Raw genomic sequence first — 18,311 nt, 5'->3', positions numbered from 1 at the left:
AGAACGGATTTATCTTCGAGGACGTTCGACGTGACGAGGGATGTCGTCAACCGAGAACCGCCATGGAGGTCACCGAGCCATGACCCTGCCGCCCACGCTGTCCACACTCGACGGGGAGTCGGAGGAGGACCGGCGGCTCAGCCGGGTCACCGTGATCGTCGGCGCCCACCTCATCGACGTCGCCCTGTCCACCACGGTGAGCGTCTCCGTCCTGGCCGACGATGTGGTCGACATGGCCAACCTCGGTGACTTCGACGACCCGGTCGCAGACGCCGAGGGCCGATGGACGTTCGCGCGTCTCAGCGGCGCCGTCATCGACCCCCGCCGAACCCTGGCCGAGGCAGGGGTGTTCGACGGCGACGTCCTGCTGATCCGGCAGGCGGGAGATTCCTCCCCGTCGATCCTGACCGACGAGCTGACGGGGTCGGGCGGCGAGTCGCAACGGCGCGACACCGGTGGCTCATGGCTCCGGCGGCCCGCGACGGGGTGGTATGCGCTCAGCGCGGTCTTCGCGGTCGCCGCGGCACTGGCCCTGCCCAGGCTCGCGGCCGGACCGCTGGTGTTCGACATCCCCGTCGCGGCGTTCGTCCTCGTCCTGGTCGGCGCCGCCGGCGCGGTGTTCGTGGGCGTCACGGCCCGGCCTGCGGCGGATGCGGCGAGCGCGACGGGCCCGGTCGTGGCGGCGTTGCCGTTGTTGTTCGGCGGTCTGCTCTACGTCGTGCCGATCGCCAAGGGTGTTGCCGCACTGCCGGTGGCGCTGGCCGTGACGGCGCTGACCGCGCTGCTGCTACTGCTGCTCACCGGCACCGGCCGGGTCCTGTTCAGCGGGATCATCGCGCTGGCCGCGTTCGGCATCCCGGTGTCACTGGCCGTGCTGACCTTCGATCCCGCGCCCCGCACCATCGGGGCGATCCTGGCCGGCGTCGCCGTCGTCGTCGTGTACCTGGCGTCGGGCATCACCATCACGGCATCGCGGCTGCCGGTCCCCCGCGTCCCCACGGCCGGAGAACCACTCGACGACATCGAGATTCAGGGCGGCACCGCGGTCGACGGGGTTAACGCGCTCCGCACGATCAGCCTGATCGTTCCGACCGAGCAGGAGATGGTCCGACGGGTCGGTCGAGCCTCGGACTACCTGACCGGCGTGGTGGCCGCGGCCGCGGTCGCCGCCGTCGCCGGGGCATACCTGGCCAACGACGTCGACGACGGTTTCCACTGGCAGGGAGCGGTATTCGCGCTCGCCGTCACGGCGGTCCTGTGCCTACGAGGCAGAACCCACCACGACCTCTTCCAGGCCGCCACGTTGATCGGAAGCGGTTTGCTCACCGCCCTGCTGACCATCGCCAAGGTCGCGGTCTTCCTGCCCGAATGGCGGGTCATGGCCGCCCTGGCGTTGATCGCCGTGACCATTGTTGCGGTGGTGTGCGGGGTGGTGGCGCCCAAGGTCGAGTTCTCCCCGGTGATGCGACGGATCGCCGAGCTCGGCGAGTACTTCGCCGTATTCCTCGTCGTGCCGCTGGCCTGCTGGATCATCGGTGTCTACGCGTTCTTCCGAGGGCTGCGGTTGTGACGGTCCGCAGGCCCTAGCGTTGCGGGACCGCGGGTTGCCCCGCCGGGTCGGCGGCCATCCTGTCGTGGGCGATCAACGCCGCCTCCTGCGACAACCGGGGACCCGCCGGGAGCAGCGACAGGATCGGCCAGGGGGCCGGCATGGCGTGTTCGGGGAGGTCGCGCGACTCGCGAACACCGACCAGACCGAGGACCGTCGCGGTGGCCTCATCCTTGACCGGATAGCGCAGTCCCAGGTCGCTGACGTAGAACAGGTCGCCGAGTGCCGGTCCCGGCCCCGGATTCGCGGCCTGCACGTACGCACCGGTACCCGGCTTGAGGTACACCGCGTCGAGGCCGGGTCCCGCGCCGTCGGCGCCGGCCAGCTGCACCGGTTGGGCGTCCCCGGGCAGCGGCAACCGGTTTCCGAGCAGGACCGTCGTCGACGCCGACGCGTCGCCCACGCGGCGCTCCCAGGACATGCACACCACGGGTGCGGAGTCGGCGCTCACCGGATTCAGCGCGGTCGCCGGGTAGTCGTCCACCCCCAGCACGTGCACGACCGGAAGTCGGCCGAGCCCGGCCAGGGAGATGACGGCAGGCTCACGAGCCACCACGGGCTCCGGATTGCCGTAGCGGATGATGTCGGCGGTCTCGGCGGAGACCGGTTGGAGCCCCTCGGGCAGGACGACGTAGAGCTGACCGCCCCGCGAGTCGGTGGTGCGCACCAGCGAACCCACCGGGAAGTCGGCGGGCAAATAGGACGTGGCGGCGCCGACCCCGGCTATCCGGATCGGCCGGATGGGCGCGACCAGAGGGAACGCGTTCAACAGCCCGGCCGAGACCTCCCTGGGCTGGGCGCCGTCCAGCCGGAGGGCGGCGGTGAGCACCGGATCGGTCAGGTCGATCGCGGCGCGGACCCCGTCGTACAGCAGGTAGGTACCGGCCCCGGACCGCACCAGCAGGGCCTGCCCCTTCGATGCCGGCGACACGTCGGGGCCCAACACCGGGTCACCGGCCAGGACCGTCGTCTGCACGGACGTCGCGCCCACCGCTGCCGTGGCGGGCGGCGTCACCGTCGAATCGCAGACCGTCCACGCCGAGGTGCTCATGTCTTCGCCGGCATGGATGGCGCTGGGGGCTCCGATGATGCCCACCGCGGGTCCGCGGGCCACGGTGTCGAGGAACTTGCGATCCACCCGGCCGGGTGTCTCGTTCTTCCCGGCGGCCAGTCGGGCCGACGCCAGGTTGAGCGCGGGGTGCAACCGGTCGCCGATCCGGACGTAGAGGGCGCCGTCGCTGTCGCTCAGCATGATGGTCGAGTTGCCGAAGCTGGGGGCGGGCTTGAAGAACGCGAGCACTCCCGCGGCTCCGGCGATGAGGATAGCCGCGGCCACACCGGTGAGCAGGGCTCGCATCTGACCGCGCATCGGGTCGTGGATCATCCGCGAGTCGGCCCGGATCAGCGCATGCTGCAGCCGCCGCACGAGGAAGCGGTAGCCGTTCACCTGAGCTCGCGTGGTGACCTGTGCCGGCATGCGCGCCTTCCTCCGTGCGTGGTCCCCCGAAGGATTGCCGCGTCGGGAGCGTCCCTACTAGTAGAGAAACTGAATTCGCAGTGAAAGCATTCGCACCGCGACCGAACGTGGCGCACACACCTGGACGGAGAACCCCCGTTGAGCATGGCGACCACGCGTCGACGCGGGAGGCGGGCCCGGCCGTCGGCCAGAACCTCGGCGAGGACGTCGGCGGGACCGGCCTCGCTGACGCTCACCTCGTCCGATCGGGTCCTCGCCGAGCGGCTGATCCCGCTGCCGGATCAGCTCCTGGTGCAGGCGGTCGTGTGTGTGGGTTTCGCGCTCGCGTTCCTGCTGGACAAACCCGGATGGTGGGGTGCGGCCTGCGGGCTCGCCGTCGGACTGGTCCTCGTGGCGCCGCTGGCCGGGCAGTCGCTGCCCCGGTGGGCGATGGCCCGGTTCGACTTCTGGCGGGACCGCAGGCGCCGCCGCCGACCCCAGGGCGGTCGACGCCGCCCGCCGAACGGTTGGGCACCGTTCGACCACGAGCAGCCCGGGGGCGCGCAGATCGGATTCTCCTGGGACGGCAGGGTGTTGACGTCGATGATCCGCGTAGAGGAGACCCCGCAGGCGCTGACGGTGCTGGAACCGGGGGTCACGGTCTCGGGTGAGACGGTGTCGGTCGGCATCCTGGTCGACTGCCTGCGGCAGTTCGACATCGCCCTCGAATCGATCGACGTGATCAGCCAGGGTGCCCGCTCGGCGGGCCACGGGCACATCGCCGCCGTGTACGACGCCGTCCTGGGGCCGCTGCCGGCGATCGCCCATCGTTCGATGTGGATCACCGTCCGGATCGATCCGGACCGCTGCCCCGAGGCCGTCCGGGCCAGGGGCGGCGGGTGGGACGGGGCCCTGCGCACCGCGACCGTCGCGACGCTACGCGTGACCAACCGGCTGCGGGATGCCGGCCTGCAGGCCGGCACCGCGACCGCCGCGGACATGGTTCACGCGGTCACCGAGCTCTGCAGCGGGCTGACGCTCGACTCGTTGGAGGAGACCTGGGCGACCTGCCACCGGGGTCGCTTCCAGCTGAACAGCTACGGGATCGCGCCCGCGGCATGCACATCCGACGGGCTCGGCTCACTGTGGACGCTGCCCAGCCGCTCGACCACGGTGACGCTGTCGCTTCGCCGCGACGAACAACGCGCCGCGGTCGAGCTCCGCGGCATCGTGCGGCTGGATTCCTTCGGTCGCGGCCAACCGGGTCAGGCCGGATTGCGGCACCTGTCGGGTCGCCAGTTCGACGCGCTCGTCTGTGCCCTGCCGCTGCCGACGCCGAGACGTCCGGTCGGACAATGGATGACGGTCCCCGACGACGACGAGGGTGCGCGGACCCTGGTCGATCTGGAGTTGCCCGCCTCGGGATGTGGTCAGATCGTCGGCGCCGACGAATACGGACGCGCCGTCGCGGTGTCGCTGTTCGGGCCGCGTGTGACCAGGGTCGAGCTGCACGGCACGCTGCACCTCGCGCAGCAGGTGGTGTTGCGGTCCCTGGCGCTCGGCGCTCGGGTTCAGGTCCATACCCGGCGCACCGGGGCGTGGCACGCGATGGTCGAGGAGGTGGGTGACGTGAACCAGCTCCGGGTCACCGGTGCCGATCGCGGTGCTATCGAGGCCGGTTCGGGTCGGGACTACTCGGTGGAGATGTACGACGGCGAACCCGAGCAGCCGGTACGGATGGGGGTGACGGCCGTCGTGGTGAGCCCCACCCACAGCCCACCGTCGGCGGCCGCCGACGTCCGGTTGCAACTGCTCGACGAGGACCGTGGCGAGGTGCTGGTGACCACCCGGGCGGCTTCGGCGACGGTGACGATGGTGGCGACCGACGAGGAGATGCGATACATCGGTTCGTCTTTCGACACGGTGGACCGGCCGGACGAACGTGGATGGACCGACGAGCCCGACCAGCCCGCCTGGGACTGGCCGAGCAGGCAGGAGCAGCGATGAGCCAGGGACCGCACGGGTACGGCCGCTATGACACCGGCCCCTTCGACGAGGGCGCCTTCGACGCCGAACGTGCGGAGGCCGATGACTGGCCCGCCGCGAGCTCGGACCGACAGCCGAATTCGCGTGTCAGAAAAGCTCTCTGGGCGGCGACCGGGGCCTTCGGGGCGGCAGTGTGGGCGGTGGGTCTGACCGCGGCGATCCCGCTGGGGCTCGCGGTCCCCCTCAGTGTGCTCGCGGGTGCCGTCGCCGTCATCGGGCTGCTGCCCGGGCAGGCGGCGCGCGGATGGCTCGCCGTCGCCAGTGCGGTCGTCGCGCTCGCCGATGCGGTGACCACCACGGTCACCACCGGGGAGTCGGCAGGGGTCCTGATCGTCGTCGACGTCCTGGTGGCACTGCAGGTGGTGGTGGCGGTGTCGGCCCTACTGCTCGAACCCAGAGAGTCGGCGGCGTCGTCGTCCGGCCCCGAGAACGACTACGCGGCATATGCCCAATACGCGCAGGCCTACCGGGAATACGCCGAACAGTACGGTTCCTACTGGCCCGAGCAGTACGCCGACGCGGGCGAGGCGGATGCCATGGGGCACGGCCACGCCACCGTTGCCGGCACGGTCCACGGGGAGCAGGACGCGTGGGCCGGCATGGAGGCCAAGTACGCCCAGCACGCGTCGCCGGTGGCGCCGGCACCGGCCGAGCGCAGGGGCGGGCAGGCCGATGGTGTTGACGCCGTCGACCCGGGCATGCCGGGGGCCAATCGGGCGGACCGGCCCGAGAACGGATATGGATCGGCACCCGGTTCTGCCGCGACGTCGCCCGGTGCGTACTGACCGGGCCGGCGAATGCCCGGTACGGCAAGGTGATTGAGTTCAGACCGCGCGTCGCACCCGACGCATGAGGTTCGTGGTGCGGCGTCCGTGGTGGAAGGCCGACGGCATGGCCGAGGCGAGGGCCGTGTAGGCGGATCGGGTCTTTCGGTTGAGCCGGTCGAGCCGAATCTCACCCCCCTCGGCCAGATGAGCGTCATATGGCACGACGAAGACGTTCTGTACCCGGCCGTGGAAGTACTTGGTCAGTTGAGACACGTCGACCGGCGTGTCCCCGGCCAATGGCGAGTTGACGACGACACTGGTGTGGGCCGCCAAGTACTCGAACCCGTGGTGTTCGAGCCATTCAAGGGTGGCCAGCGCGCTGCGGGCCGAGTCGATCGCCGGGGAGGCGACCACCACCAGCGCACTCGCGGCGTTCAGTACGCCTTGGACCGCCGAGTGCGTCAAACCGGTTCCGCAGTCGGTCAATACGACGTTGTAGTAGCGGTCGAGAACCCGGTGGACGTGGAGGTAGTCGCTCTCGGAGAAGGCCTCCGACACCGCGGGATCGCGGGCCGAACCCAGGAACTCCAGCCGGCTCGTGCTTTGCGACGTGTGCCGGCGGACGTCGGAGTAGCGAGTGATCTTGCTGTCGGCCAGCAGGTCTCGGACCGTCGACCGAACCTGGTCGGGGCCGCGTTGGGCGAGCGTGCCGAGGTCGGGATTAGCGTCCACGGCGATCACCCGGTCGCCGCGCATGGTGGCGATCGTCGAACCGAGGCCGACGGTCGTCGTGGTCTTCCCCACCCCACCCTTCATGGAAAGCACCGCGATGCTGCAGATCCCGTGGTGCAGGCGGGCGGGGCGGATCGGCCCGGTGCCGTCTTCGGGGCCAACCCCGGGGTTGACGCTTCCCCCCGTGGCGCGGTGCAGGGCCGTACGCCAGCCGTTGCGGCGCGGGGCCCGCTCCGAACGCGTCAGCCCCAGTTCGCGGTCCGAAGGGGCGTCTCTCAGGGGTGGCGCCGGCGAGCCGAGGTTTCCCGCGGTGAAGCTGGTGTTGAACCGGGACGTCGACTCGTCGGGACCGTCCGATCCGAAACGCATCGGCATCGAGTCGTGGTCGTAGTACATGCCGTCGATGTCGTGGTCGGTCACCCAGTCTCCTATGTGATGCTCTGGCTTCGCTATTGCAGATTGAGCGTCTGCAGGATGTTGCTCAAGGCGCCCTTCACATCACTCGCCTCGATGCGAACCAGCGCGGTCTCGTCGATTTCGTCCAGTGCCACGCCGTAGCTCTCGGTCAGCCGGAACGCACGTTCCTCCTCGGCTGCCTCGATCACGTTGCGGACGAATCGGCCGTTGCCCGCCAGGTCGATGTTCTGGCGCAGCTTGCCGTCGGCGTCCGCGGATTGCGCCGAGCACAGTTCGCCGCAGACGGTGACCAACTCGTCATAGGCCTCCGACGACAGCTCGGAATCCCTGGAACCGGCGATCAGGCGCCCGATGTCGCCCAGTTCGTTCGGGGTGTAGGACGGGAAGCGGATCCGCTTGGTGAACCGGGACGACAACCCCTCGTTGGCGGAAAGGAACCGATCGATCTCGGAGTCGTAACCGGCGATGATGACGACCAGTCGGTCGCGGTCGTTCTCCATCCGGGCCAACAGGGTGTCGACTGCTTCCTTACCGAAGGCGTCGCCGCCGGACAGGCCGGTCTGGATCAAGGTGTACGCCTCGTCGATGAACAGCACACCGCCCATCGCGGTGTCGATCAGCTCGGTCGTCTTGATCGCCGTGCTACCGAGATGCTGGCCCACGAAGTCCTGGCGTTTGGCTTCCACGACCTTGAGCGTCTCCAGAAGGCCCAGACCGCAGTAGGTCTGGGCGACCACCCGCGCGATGGTCGTCTTACCGGTACCGGGTGGGCCGGTGAAGGCCAGGTGCAGGCTGCTCGACGCCGTGTTGAGCCCCTTGTCCCGGCGCAACTTCGCCAGCGTGACGCCCGACCGTAGCTTGGCCACCTGCAGTTTGACGTCGGTGAGTCCGACCTGGCGGTCGAGCTCCTCCTGTGCGGCGCGCAGGTGCTGGTTGCTGCGTTCGGCGTGCTCCTCGGCGTCGATGTCGGCACCGGTGGGAGCGCTCTCCGGATCCCATTTGTCCCGGCGCGATTCGATGGCTTCCTTGGTGGTGATCACCAGCCGGAACTTGGGGTCCTGCAGCGCCGCGTAGTTCGCGGCGAAATCGGGTTCCTGGCTGTAGATCCGCTCGAAGATCTGGCGGGCGTCGGCTTCGTTGCCCATCTCGCGCAGCGTCAGCCCCTTGCAGAACTCCGCGGCGCGCCGTGCCGCGGGGATGGGGCCCTCGATCGCCTGATCGAGCCGGCGGATACCTTCGCCGAACAAGCCCATCTGCGCGCAGGCCGATCCCACCATGAGGTGGCAGCCGGCCGCGATGTATTCGTCGACGTAAGACCCCGAATCGGCAAGCGCGGTCAGCACGTCCGGCCAGCGTTGGGTCGTGAAGTGCAGCACACCGCGCACGTACGCCTGAATCTGTTCGGTCGACGGGTCGGTGGCCGAGCCGCCGGGCGCTGTCAGCTCGTCGAGGATCTGCTCGGCGGCGCCGTAGTCCCTGCCCTGAATGAGGCTGGCCGCGTAGCCGATCCGGATCTCGGGCAGGGAGCTGAGCGGATAGTCCAGATAGAGACCGGTTTCGAAGCGGCCCGTGAGGGAGCGCGGTGCGAGGCCGAGCCTGCGCTGCTCGCGTCCGAGGTTCTTCGCGGTGAGGTTCAGGTGATGCAGCACCTCGGCGGTGTTCTCGCCGGTGGCCGCCCGGCCGAGCCACGCATCGCACATGCCGGGGTCGTACTCCGTGGCCCGGGTGAACGCCGACGCCGCGTACTGCAGGTCCCGTTCAATCTCGAGCCCGTCGACCAGGATACCGAGCGACAACACCCCGGCGTCGAAGACCTGCTGGGCATCACGGCTGTCACCGCTCATCGGGGTCCACATCTCCTTTGTGCCGGTCCGCCACCTTGCGGCATCGCCGTCACGATCTCAAACGCGAAGATCGACGCGAACATTCACGGCCGCCCCTGAGCACCCTCGGATCGCGTTGCTTCGGCGGTCCGCGACGACGCGAGTGAATGAATCCGCTCCGGCGTCCGTTTCCAATGTCGTAGGGCAGTGGTAGGGCACTCGCGACGTTGTTAGCTCGCTGGGCATTCCCGAGAGGAAGTCAGATGGCGTTTTCAGTGGTTCCCCCTGGGCTCGAAGCATTTTCGGCCGCCAACGCCGCAGCTGCGCAGGCCGTGGCCGCGGCGGGGTCGGCGGACCACGCGGCAAACGTGGCGTCTGCCACAGCGGCTCTGGGGCCGATCGGTGCCGAGTACCTCGCGGCTTACGGACCGGCTCAGGCCAACAACTTTGCCGCGACCCAGGCGGTTGCCGGACTGCACGCCGCGATCGCGGCGGCGACGGAGGCCGCGAAGGCCTCGTTCGTCGCCACCGACAACGGGTGACCGGAGCGACTCGATGCCATCGACGACGCACCAGCACTCGCCGGGGGTCGCTGCGGGAACGCTTCATCCGGCCCCGGCCCCGGCGCCGGCCGCACCCAGCCCCGAGTCGTCCGGAGGCCTCGACGCCACGCACACCAATCTCGACGGCTACCTGAACGAGCCGGTTCGCGACATTCTCTCCCGGCTGGGTCTGGCGCAGAACGGGGCGCCGACGCAATCGGCCGACCCCGCAAGCCCGGCCAACCCGGCACAGTCACAGCATTCCGGCGCCGACGCGCCCGGCGGCGAGTCTGGCGGCTTCGACCCGTCGCAGATGATCCAACCGGTCACCGATGCGCTCAGCAGCCTGGGCTCGGGTCAACTGGGCGAACCGGACCCGACGCAGTCCTTCGACGGGATCAACCAGGCGTTGAACTCCGCAGGCAGCCAAGTGCAGCAGGCGCTTTCCGGCCTGGGCAACGATTGGCAGGGCGACGCCAGCACGGCGGCGCAAGCCACCACCCAGTCCGCGCTGTCGGACGGAAGCAAGGTGGCCGACCAGGCCGCGGCGCTGCGCTCGAGCCTCGCCACGGCGACCGCTGCGGTACAGACCGCGCAGACGCGACTCATCGAGATCATCGACGAGTACTGGGCCAAGATCGCCGCCATCGGGCCGAGCATCATCTTCCCCTGGGGAATCGCCGCGGCCATTGCCGCCGCGACGGAGGCGGTCACCGCGGCCGGCGAGGTCATATCGGAGACCGAAAGCAGTCTGGCAGGCCAGGCCGCCGCGGTGACGACGGCCGGCGCGCCCGTGGAAGTCACCGACGCGCCCGCTCTCGGCGCGGGGGGAACGCAGGCGTTGAGTCCGCTGCTGCAGCTGGCGAACTCGGCCACGTCACCGGTGACGCAGGCGATCGGTTCTGCATCGAGCGCCGCCTCGGGCTCGGGCGCACCGAGCAGCATGCCGGGCGCGCCCTCAGCACCAGTGCCAGCCCCAGCCACGGGTACGGCAGGCAGCGGCGCAGGCGCTGGCGCCGGGGGTGGCGCAGGCGCATTTCGCGGCGGACTGTCCGCCGCGGCGCCGGCCACCCGCCCGCTCGGTGCTGCGATCCCCGCGGCGGCCGAGACCACCACTTCGGCGCACGCGACGTCGCCACGGTCCGGCGTCGCGGCGGCCGGTGCCGGGGCGCCGATGGGAGGCGGGGCAGGCGCCCCGATGGGCCACCACGGCAAAGCCGGGATCGCCGGCGGCCACAGCGCCCCGGACTTCCTGCACACCTCAAACCAGGGCGGCGAGATCGTCGGTGATCTCGGCACTGTCGCCCCACCGGTGATCGGTGAGAAGGACCCACTGGACAGCCCCGGTGCCGAACTGCGAATGAGATAGGAGCGCAACGATAGTGGACAACGAGATTCTGCGGATGCAGCCGACGGAGATCGCCGAGGCATCGGCCCGTCTTGACGCGCTGGCCGCTCGCGTGGAGCAGTTGATGCAAACCGAGAACCCCCACCTGACGGTGCCCGCGGGCGGGCGCGACGAGGTCTCGCAGCGGGTTGCGGCCACCCTCAACGGCGTTCACGACGCCTACGGCAAATCCATGGAACAGGGCACCATCGAGATGCGCGACACGGCCGCCACCCTGCGCGCCCAGGCCGACGGCGTCGCGAACCTCGACGACGGCTTCGCCGTCTGAGCTTCGACCACCCGCAGCGTCGTCGCAGTACCGGTCACCCACCCGCAGCCACGGAGAGGAGGTCAGGACATGGGATTCACGAACGTCGCGTGGGAATCGCGCAGCACCGAACAGCTCGCCCGCGACCTGACCGAAGGGCCCGGCCCCACTCCCGCCGGCCAAGCGGGAGCCAGCTGGGTGCGGCTCGCCAACGAGTTGGCCGCCGTGTCCGAGGATTACCAGAAGCTCGCCGATCAGGTGACCGGGGCGTTCGAGAGCGGCACGGCCGACGCGGTGATCCGCCGGATCCAGGACTTCGGGGACTGGCTGCGGGCGATGAGTCTGAGCGCGGCCGGCAACGGGCAGCGTGCCGAAGAAGCCGCCGTGGCCCACAGCGTCGCCATCCTGGCCATGCCGACCGTATCTGAGGCGGTGGAGGCGCAGACGACCCGCGACGTGATGGCGTCCCTGGCGGCGTACAACGGGGCAATCCTCAACGGGCAGTTCGCCGAGTTCGACGAGGCGGCCGACGCCGACCAGACCAACGCCGCCGCCGTGATGCAGCAGTACGAGCAGTCATGCTCCGGTTTGACCGAGCCATGGGATCAGCCGCCCCCTCCCGACGTCAGCACCGGATCGGCGCGCGCCGCGGAGCGCGACGTGCAGGCCGCCGGCGAGGACAGCGGTCCCACCGGGGCCGGTGGTGGCGGTGCAGCGGCGGCCGTGCCGCCTGCACCGCTGGGGCTGTTCAGGGTCGCGGCGGTCAAGTCCAGCGATGAGGCGAAGCGTCCGTCTGCCGGTACCCCAGTCGCCAGCACGTCTGCTGGAGCCGGAGCGGGCATGGGCGGCATGGGCGGCGGGTACGGCCCGATGGCGGCGGCAATGGGCCGCGGCGACAACTCTCGCGCGCACGAGTCGGCGATCGGCACCGACGCCTTGGCCGGTGGCGGCGAGGCGGGGGCAGGGCTGGCCGACGGTGGCACGAACTGGCTGCCCGCGGCGGCGAAGAGCGACGCCCCGCTGCTGGTGTCGAATGCGAGCTGGGGCCCGACGAGTTCGGCCTTCGACGGCCTGGTCGTCCCGCCGGAGCCGGAGGCCCCGACATACGCCGAGCCGCCGGAATCCACCCTGGAGCAGGTGTCAAATCACTGGGTCTCGCCCGCGGTCATCGGACGCGGCGGGGAGACGAGCGCATGACCGGAGCGCTGATCCAGGAGTGGTCCTTCACGGCCGACGAGCTCGCCGCGCTGGCCGCGCGGACGTCGGGTCCCGGAACGCCCGCGGTGCTGGGGTTGCGGCCCCGTCATGCCACGTTGGACGCCGGGGATGCCGCCCTGAGCCAAGCCGTGCACACCCTGACCCGGCGCGGCGTCATCGTCGACGGAGTGGTCGAGCCCGAGCTCGTCACGGTGCTGCACGCGTTGCAACGGCCGGACCGCGAGTTTGTCATGCGCCTGGTGACCCCGGCCGGGATCGGGCGCACCAGCGTGCTGCGCCGCGGTCCGTTGTGCGTGACGGCACGGCGGATCGGCGAGCGGCTCGACGTCAGGGTGCTCGGTCTCAACATCGCGTTGTTCGACGTAGCCGCAGTGCTTCTCGGCGACATGCCAGCCGCCCAGCCGGCGGCGATCGAACCGGTCGGCGCGCCCCTGTCGGACATGACCGACGCCCTCTCCGAAAGCCACGACCCGCTCGTTCTGGCGGATCGGATCCGGGCGGTGGGCGTCCCGCAACGCGCCGCCGTCCTGCTGGGCGCGGCGCTGGGCTCGAGGCAGGCGTTCGCCGAGATCGTGTACAGCGCCCTGGTCGACGGCGAGGACCGGATCGTCCGAGTGCCGGCAGCCGTTGCGGTCCTGTACACCGCGCGCGGCCGCGTGATCGCCGTCCCCAGTATTTCGCCGGCCGGGCAGCTGTGGTCGACGCTCAAGCCGGGCTCTGACCAGGTATTCGGTCAGTCGATGAGCCAGCTCGCCGAACTCTCCACTGAGAGTTGGGAGGGCGGGTAGCAACACCAAAATGAGAAACACCGCTGATAGCAGGCGATTTCGAAGATCGCCAACACCAGGAAGGAAATGATCCGCACATGACTGTTTCACTCACCCCGGCCGAAGCCGAGGCGAAGATCCAGCAGATTCAAGAGGCTCGCGGGCAGGCCGTGCAGAAGCTGAACGAGATCAGCGATGCGCAGGAGCAGATGCTGGCGGCCAACTGGCAGGGCAGCAGCGCCACGACCTACCAGCAGACCTCGCAGGCACAGCGCGAGGAGTTCGACAGCATCATCAAGTCGCTCGATCAGACCGTCGAGAAGGGCTCGGAGCACCTCCGGGCCGTCGCCAACATGGACAACGGCTAAGGACCAGGGAGAAAACACATGGCTGACAACATTCTTTACAACTTCGGCGCGAACGCCGGGTCGCTCACCGACATCAACGGGATGCTCAACAACATCCAGGAAGTGCGTGAGGACATCAATTCGATCTTCACGACCTTGATGAGCGTGTACGAGGGCGAGGGTGCGGCCGCACTCAGCGCCGCGCACCAGAACATCGACGGCATGCTGGACGAAGCGGTGAACACCACCGTCAATACGCAGAAGCAGGCTCAGGATCAGCAGGACGCGATGCAGTCCCTCGACAGGGCGAACGCAGCGTCGTTCTGATCGTGCTTGCAGAGCCGGGGTCCGGCCCGGACCGCGGCCCCGGCTCTGCAATCCATCGTCCACACTCGATCAAAGAGAGGAAAACCGGTGGCGGAGACCTGGATCGACAGCATGAACGGGCTCAAGGACGGTGCCGCGAAGGGAGAAGCGGACCTCAAACTCACAACGGAGGTGCGGGATGCCTACATCAAGGCGGTTCACGACTTCCGCGATCTGCTCGACGCGCAGCTGAAGAAGGTGAACGCGTTGCCCGCGTACGGTTCGCCAGGGGATTGGCAGTCCGCAGCCCAGACCAAGAGCAATCTCGAGCACGGGTGCAACGAGCTCAAGAGGGTGATCGGCGATTACAACCAGTACCTGGATGCGTTCGCAGACACGGTCACCGAGGCCGGTAAGCGGCTGATCCAGTCGGGCTAGGCACCCCGCCTTTTCATCGAGTGCACGACGAGATACCCAGGAGACGCCATGAGAAGCCCGAGCCCCTGCGGCCTGACTTTTCCCGGCCAACCGGCCGCCCGTAGCGGGAATCCGGCGTCCGCCGCTTCGGCATCGAGTTCGGGACAGGAGGGTGAATCCTAATGGGATCCTACGATTTCGAGGATTACAAGGGCGATCACGTAGACGGCAAGATCAAGGACAACAACGGCGATCCGCGTCATGGCGGCGGCAACAACAAGCCGGACGCCACCCTCGGAGAGTTGGACGCCAACGGCGCCAAAGTCGAGGCCGCCTCGGTGGTTCTGGAGAATTTCGACGGCATGGATTACGAGACGATCCGCAGCCGCATGATGAACGTCTCGGAGAACATCGCCCCCGGTTACAACGACACCCTGCATGACGTGGCCCAGCAGATCGTCAAGGGTATGGGGGATCTGAAGGACCGACTCGAGACGCTGGAGAGCGATGGCGGGTGGAAGGGCAAGACGCACGACGCGGCGATGGCCAACATCCTGAAGTCCTACGACATCCCCGACGAACTCCACAAGGGCGCCCTCTCGCTGGGCGTGTTGAGTGAGTACTACTCACAGACGATGTCGACCAACAAGCACAACATCCTCGACCAGTGGCAAACCTACCAAGACTGCTTGACGATGTTTCCGAGCGAAACCGATACCGTCAAGGAGTATTTCAACAACTTCGCGCGCGACGTAATGAAGAACTATTACGCCCCGGAGATCAGGGACATCGCGAGTCATCAACCGGCGGTCGGTTCGACGCAAACTCCGGATGTCGATTCGCCGCCCCCACCACCCCCTGACGGCGACGGCGACAACGACGGCGATGGCAACAACAACGGGGACGGGGACGGGGACGGCAACAACAACGGCAATGGCAATGGCAACGGCAACGGCAACGGCAACAACGACGGGGACGGAAACAACGACGGCGCCAACAACGGCGGCAACGGGAACGGTGGCGGCAACAACGGCGGCAACGGCAACGGTGGCGGGAACAACGGTCAGAACGGTTCGCCACCACCGTTCTCACCACCGGACTTGAATGCCACGGATCCCGGCGATGGCTCGCAAGGCGACGGGTCCTCTGGCGGTGGATCGCAAGGCGACGGGTCGTCTGGCAACGGCGGTAACGGCACGCCGAAGCAGTCGTTCAACCCACCGCCCCCACCAGAACTGAAGAGTCCGGAACTTCCGGACGGATCCGGGGACGGGTCGGACTCTGACGGTGGATCGCAAGGCGACGGGTCCTCCGGCAACGGCGGTGAAGACACGCCGAAGCAGTCGTTCAACCCGCCGCCCCCACCAGACCTGGAGAGCCCGGACCTTCCGGACGAGCCCGGATCGGACAACCCGGGCAATCCATCCGACGGCACCGACGCCAAGTTCGACCCGTCACACGTGTTCACCGACCCGAAGTCGATCGCGGCCGCGAACAAGCTGTTTGGCGATCCGAAGACGGCGGATGCGGCCAAGAAGCTGTTCGGTGATCCCAAGTTCGCCGATGCCGCCAAGACGCTCTTCGGTGACGGAGCCAAGGGGAACTTGCTCGGTAACCCCAAGGCGCTCGATGCGGCCAAGACGTTGTTCGGCGATCCGGACGCTGCCGACGCGGCCAAGACATTGTTCGGGGACCCGGACACGGCGAAGGACGCGCAGCAGCTACTGAACGATCCGCAGCTGGGCGATCTCGACGAGGCGCTCAAGGACTCTGGCGCACTTCGGGCCGGCGTGCCCGGCGTGCCCGATCTGGACTCGAGCGACCTGCGGGACCTGTACTCCGACGACGGGTCCGGGGGCGACGGCGCAGGGCTCAACGAACTCGGCCGGAGCCTGCTGGGCCAGTCCGGATCGGGCCTGGCCGGCCTCAGCGGCGGCCAGGGCAGCGGCGGCAGCAGCCTGCTGGGCGGGATCCTTGACGGGATCAGCCAGATCGTGCAGACCGCGCAGCAAGGGGCGGATCCACAACCGCCGGGCTTCGGCGGCCCCCCCGGATTCGACGGCGGTCCCGGTAACCCGGGCGACCACCCCGGTGGTCCGGGAGCCCATCCCGGTGGCGGAGCCGGCGGCGCGGGACACGGCGGCGGTGCACCCGGCAAGATGCACCTACCCGGCGCGCCGGTGGCGGCGGCCCATCTGAACCCGGTCATGCACAATCCAATGTCCGCGCTGGCCACCGACGCGGCCCACGCGGGATCCGGCAGCGGAGGCGGTGCACCGGCGGGTGGCGGCGGTCACGGCGGTGGCGGCAAGGGCGGCGAGGGCAAGGATCACAAGGGCAACAAGGCACTTCGTGGCAGTCATAACGGGGAGGATCTGATCGGTCAGCCCGACGCCGTCGTTTCCGTCATCGGCGAAGACGGTTCGGATGGTGGGCCGGGTTGGAGCGTGGACACCTGATGGGCAACGCGATGTCCACCACGGGGCACCCCACGGTTGGGGCGCGGAGTGATCCGAACCGGGCCGGTGGTGGCGGTGTTTCGCGGCGTGAGGTGGGCGCGTTGGATCTGCTCGATCTGCAGCTGATCAACGAACGTCACGGTCGCGACCCCTTGCCGTACCCGTTCATGCTGACCCGACCGACCCGGTTCGAGTTCGTCGACGAGGTGGCCCATTACGCGGCGCAGCTGCCGGACCGTGTGCGCTCGGGGGATTTGAGCGCCTTCGCCAAGTGTCTGGACGCGTGGACCCACGCCGACGTCACCGTGGCCGGGCACGTCCAGTACATCCCGGCCGACACCCCGAGCATCCGGGTACTGGCCTTCCGCACCGGCCAGGCCGGTTACCTGCTGGAACAACAGGCCGACGCGGACGTCGTCGACGTCTATACGGTGTCACCATTCGAGCTGGGCGCGGCCATCGCCCAGGCCATGTGTCTGAAGGGACCCGGGCGTCATCCGCGGATGGTGATCCCCGAGTACCTCCCCATCCGCGCCGCGGTAGTGGATGACGACGAAGTCGTGGTCCGGCACGAGGTGTTCACCGAACCTGGTGCCAAGGTCTCGGTTTCGCAGTTGTCGGCGTACGGCAAGGTGCAGAGCAACTGGCGCCCAGCCAGGGAGTGGGGCCTCGATGCCCGCAAGGAATCCCTGGTCTGGATGCGGATGACGGACGACGGTGACTATCTGGGTGCGCCCGATCGCAGTCGCGGGATCCCGCTGACGGTCGCGCTGCTCGGTGAGCGCATCGACGGTCTGATCGCCGCCGACATCGAGATGCTGCGCGAAGCCCGAGGTGAATCGTGAGTCATCGGGTCGTGCGGTGGTCAGCGGCGAATGCTCTGCCCGCCGAGCGCGTTTGAGAAGTAAAGGCCGAAGGGACGAACGTGAGCAACGAATCGATACGAAATGAATTCGGTCAGGTGCTGGCCTTGGTGCAGGAGCAGATGCGCGACCTGTCCAACATCCAGCAGCAGCGATCGACGCTGATGGCCAAGGCTACGGTGGCCGACGGCACCGTCGAAGTCACCGTGAACGCACAGCGCACGGTGACCAAGACCGTCATCGACGAGTCGTATCTGGACGATCACGAGATCACCGAACTCGGTGCACACATCACCAGCGCAGCGCAGGCCGCGGTCCGTCAATTGGACCAGCGGTCGGAGGCGTTGCTCGCACCGATGAACGAGCGGCGCAAGGCGGTGTCGGAGATCTCGGGCAATGTCATCGGTCTGCCCGGCTTCCGCGAGGCGCTCGCCGAGGTGAACGCGATGGGCGATTCGGCGCGCGCTCAACCCAGCACCACCGAGGACGACGGCGACGACTCATCGTTCCCGACGATCAGGAGTTGATCCATGCCGGAATTCGGAGTTCAACCCAACGATTTGCGTGCCACGTCGAGGGATCTGGCTGACGTGAGCACCAGGATGAAAGGGGTGATGTCGCGGCTCTCGACCAAATTGGCCGCGGAGGGAAGCCCCTGGGGTGACGACGACAGCGGTCGGAAGTTTCGCCACGGAGACAACAACAATGGCTACGACGCGCAGCGGGAGTGGGTGGATGGGTCGGTGGATGCCAAGGCCAAGCTGCTCGATGAGTACTCCGAGGGTCTGCGTACCGGCGCGGACACGCTTGAGCAGACGGATGATGTGTAGTCGCGTCTGAGTCGTTATGTCGATCGATATTCCTCCTGCTCTGCAATGGGTTTCTTA

At 68.5% G+C, this 18,311-nt stretch carries 18 protein-coding genes; 15 read left to right on the top strand and 3 right to left on the bottom strand.

What is annotated here, in order from left to right; translation table 11 throughout:
* Positions 1–79 precede the first annotated feature (79 nt).
* The gene (eccD, locus tag ACWDTP_RS18045) at positions 80–1,570 is read left to right on the top strand and encodes a type VII secretion integral membrane protein EccD (protein ID WP_450022123.1); all 1,491 of its coding nucleotides are present in this window, start codon (positions 80–82) and stop codon (positions 1,568–1,570) included.
* A gap of 13 nt (positions 1,571–1,583) precedes the next feature.
* On the opposite strand, the gene eccB is transcribed toward eccD, so the two are convergent.
* Positions 1,584–3,086 (bottom strand): type VII secretion protein EccB, encoded by a 1,503-nt coding sequence (eccB, locus tag ACWDTP_RS18040; protein ID WP_450022121.1) that lies wholly within the window; start codon positions 3,084–3,086, stop codon positions 1,584–1,586.
* 144 nt (positions 3,087–3,230) lie between these two features.
* On the opposite strand from eccB, the gene eccE reads away from it, so the two are divergent.
* The gene (eccE, locus tag ACWDTP_RS18035; RefSeq protein ID WP_450022119.1) at positions 3,231–5,072 is read left to right on the top strand and encodes a type VII secretion protein EccE; all 1,842 of its coding nucleotides are present in this window, start codon (positions 3,231–3,233) and stop codon (positions 5,070–5,072) included.
* Complete coding sequence (locus ACWDTP_RS18030) at positions 5,069–5,896, top strand: DUF5336 domain-containing protein (protein ID WP_450022117.1); 828 nt, start codon at positions 5,069–5,071, stop codon at positions 5,894–5,896. The genes eccE and ACWDTP_RS18030 overlap by 4 nt, the downstream gene beginning before the upstream one ends.
* 39 nt (positions 5,897–5,935) lie before the next feature.
* Here the strand turns inward: ACWDTP_RS18030 and ACWDTP_RS18025 are convergent, their stop codons facing one another.
* Positions 5,936–7,030: a nucleotide-binding protein gene (locus tag ACWDTP_RS18025; RefSeq protein ID WP_450022115.1), complete on the bottom strand. Its 1,095-nt coding sequence runs from the start codon at positions 7,028–7,030 to the stop codon at positions 5,936–5,938.
* Between the two features lie 29 nt (positions 7,031–7,059).
* Positions 7,060–8,871 (bottom strand): type VII secretion AAA-ATPase EccA, encoded by a 1,812-nt coding sequence (eccA, locus tag ACWDTP_RS18020; protein ID WP_450022113.1) that lies wholly within the window; start codon positions 8,869–8,871, stop codon positions 7,060–7,062.
* Positions 8,872–9,113: 242 nt separating this feature from the next.
* Between eccA and ACWDTP_RS18015 the strand changes: the two genes are divergently transcribed.
* The 12 genes from ACWDTP_RS18015 (at position 9,114) to ACWDTP_RS17960 (ending at position 18,254) form a co-directional block, all read left to right on the top strand.
* Positions 9,114–9,392: a hypothetical protein gene (locus tag ACWDTP_RS18015; protein ID WP_450022111.1), complete on the top strand. Its 279-nt coding sequence runs from the start codon at positions 9,114–9,116 to the stop codon at positions 9,390–9,392.
* Positions 9,393–9,405: 13 nt separating this feature from the next.
* On the top strand, positions 9,406–10,761 hold the full coding sequence (locus tag ACWDTP_RS18010; protein ID WP_450022109.1) for a WXG100 family type VII secretion target: 1,356 nt from the start codon (positions 9,406–9,408) through the stop codon (positions 10,759–10,761).
* A gap of 13 nt (positions 10,762–10,774) precedes the next feature.
* Positions 10,775–11,068: a PE family protein gene (locus tag ACWDTP_RS18005; protein WP_450022108.1), complete on the top strand. Its 294-nt coding sequence runs from the start codon at positions 10,775–10,777 to the stop codon at positions 11,066–11,068.
* Positions 11,069–11,137: 69 nt separating this feature from the next.
* The gene (locus ACWDTP_RS18000; RefSeq protein ID WP_450022106.1) at positions 11,138–12,244 is read left to right on the top strand and encodes a PPE domain-containing protein; all 1,107 of its coding nucleotides are present in this window, start codon (positions 11,138–11,140) and stop codon (positions 12,242–12,244) included.
* The gene (locus tag ACWDTP_RS17995; RefSeq protein ID WP_450022104.1) at positions 12,241–13,053 is read left to right on the top strand and encodes an ESX secretion-associated protein EspG; all 813 of its coding nucleotides are present in this window, start codon (positions 12,241–12,243) and stop codon (positions 13,051–13,053) included. The genes ACWDTP_RS18000 and ACWDTP_RS17995 overlap by 4 nt, the downstream gene beginning before the upstream one ends.
* 77 nt (positions 13,054–13,130) lie before the next feature.
* Entirely contained in the window at positions 13,131–13,400 is a 270-nt protein-coding gene (locus ACWDTP_RS17990) for a WXG100 family type VII secretion target (protein ID WP_450022102.1), read from the top strand.
* A gap of 18 nt (positions 13,401–13,418) precedes the next feature.
* On the top strand, positions 13,419–13,706 hold the full coding sequence (locus tag ACWDTP_RS17985; protein WP_317159378.1) for a hypothetical protein: 288 nt from the start codon (positions 13,419–13,421) through the stop codon (positions 13,704–13,706).
* An 87-nt stretch (positions 13,707–13,793) separates the two neighbouring features.
* Entirely contained in the window at positions 13,794–14,123 is a 330-nt protein-coding gene (locus ACWDTP_RS17980) for a hypothetical protein (protein ID WP_450022099.1), read from the top strand.
* Positions 14,124–14,284: 161 nt separating this feature from the next.
* Complete coding sequence (locus ACWDTP_RS17975; RefSeq protein ID WP_450022097.1) at positions 14,285–16,561, top strand: hypothetical protein; 2,277 nt, start codon at positions 14,285–14,287, stop codon at positions 16,559–16,561.
* Positions 16,561–17,406, top strand: a complete 846-nt coding sequence (locus ACWDTP_RS17970) for a hypothetical protein (protein ID WP_450022095.1) — start codon at positions 16,561–16,563, stop codon at positions 17,404–17,406. The genes ACWDTP_RS17975 and ACWDTP_RS17970 overlap by 1 nt, the downstream gene beginning before the upstream one ends.
* 80 nt (positions 17,407–17,486) lie before the next feature.
* Positions 17,487–17,951, top strand: coding sequence for a YbaB/EbfC family nucleoid-associated protein (locus ACWDTP_RS17965; protein WP_450022094.1), 465 nt, complete (start codon positions 17,487–17,489; stop codon positions 17,949–17,951).
* 3 nt (positions 17,952–17,954) lie between these two features.
* Positions 17,955–18,254 carry a WXG100 family type VII secretion target gene (locus ACWDTP_RS17960; RefSeq protein WP_450022092.1) on the top strand — a complete coding sequence of 100 codons (300 nt, stop codon included), beginning with the start codon at positions 17,955–17,957 and terminating at the stop codon, positions 18,252–18,254.
* Positions 18,255–18,311 lie beyond the last annotated feature (57 nt).

It is taken from the genome of Mycobacterium sp. NPDC003449, assembly GCF_053588415.1.
The sequence above is the reverse complement of the archived record's forward strand: the minus strand, read 5'-3'. Positions and strand labels throughout refer to the sequence as shown.

Coding starts and splice junctions, on each gene's coding strand:
- ACWDTP_RS18000 (WP_450022106.1), top strand. CDS start 11,138: ATGGGATTCACGAACGTCGCGTGGGAATCGCGCAGCACCGAACAGCTC.
- ACWDTP_RS17985 (WP_317159378.1), top strand. CDS start 13,419: ATGGCTGACAACATTCTTTACAACTTCGGCGCGAACGCCGGGTCGCTC.
- ACWDTP_RS17995 (WP_450022104.1), top strand. CDS start 12,241: ATGACCGGAGCGCTGATCCAGGAGTGGTCCTTCACGGCCGACGAGCTC.
- ACWDTP_RS18030 (WP_450022117.1), top strand. CDS start 5,069: ATGAGCCAGGGACCGCACGGGTACGGCCGCTATGACACCGGCCCCTTC.
- eccA (WP_450022113.1), bottom strand. CDS start 8,871: ATGAGCGGTGACAGCCGTGATGCCCAGCAGGTCTTCGACGCCGGGGTG.
- eccE (WP_450022119.1), top strand. CDS start 3,231: ATGGCGACCACGCGTCGACGCGGGAGGCGGGCCCGGCCGTCGGCCAGA.
- ACWDTP_RS17990 (WP_450022102.1), top strand. CDS start 13,131: ATGACTGTTTCACTCACCCCGGCCGAAGCCGAGGCGAAGATCCAGCAG.
- ACWDTP_RS17960 (WP_450022092.1), top strand. CDS start 17,955: ATGCCGGAATTCGGAGTTCAACCCAACGATTTGCGTGCCACGTCGAGG.
- ACWDTP_RS18010 (WP_450022109.1), top strand. CDS start 9,406: ATGCCATCGACGACGCACCAGCACTCGCCGGGGGTCGCTGCGGGAACG.
- ACWDTP_RS17975 (WP_450022097.1), top strand. CDS start 14,285: ATGGGATCCTACGATTTCGAGGATTACAAGGGCGATCACGTAGACGGC.
- eccB (WP_450022121.1), bottom strand. CDS start 3,086: ATGCCGGCACAGGTCACCACGCGAGCTCAGGTGAACGGCTACCGCTTC.
- ACWDTP_RS18015 (WP_450022111.1), top strand. CDS start 9,114: ATGGCGTTTTCAGTGGTTCCCCCTGGGCTCGAAGCATTTTCGGCCGCC.
- ACWDTP_RS17970 (WP_450022095.1), top strand. CDS start 16,561: ATGGGCAACGCGATGTCCACCACGGGGCACCCCACGGTTGGGGCGCGG.
- eccD (WP_450022123.1), top strand. CDS start 80: ATGACCCTGCCGCCCACGCTGTCCACACTCGACGGGGAGTCGGAGGAG.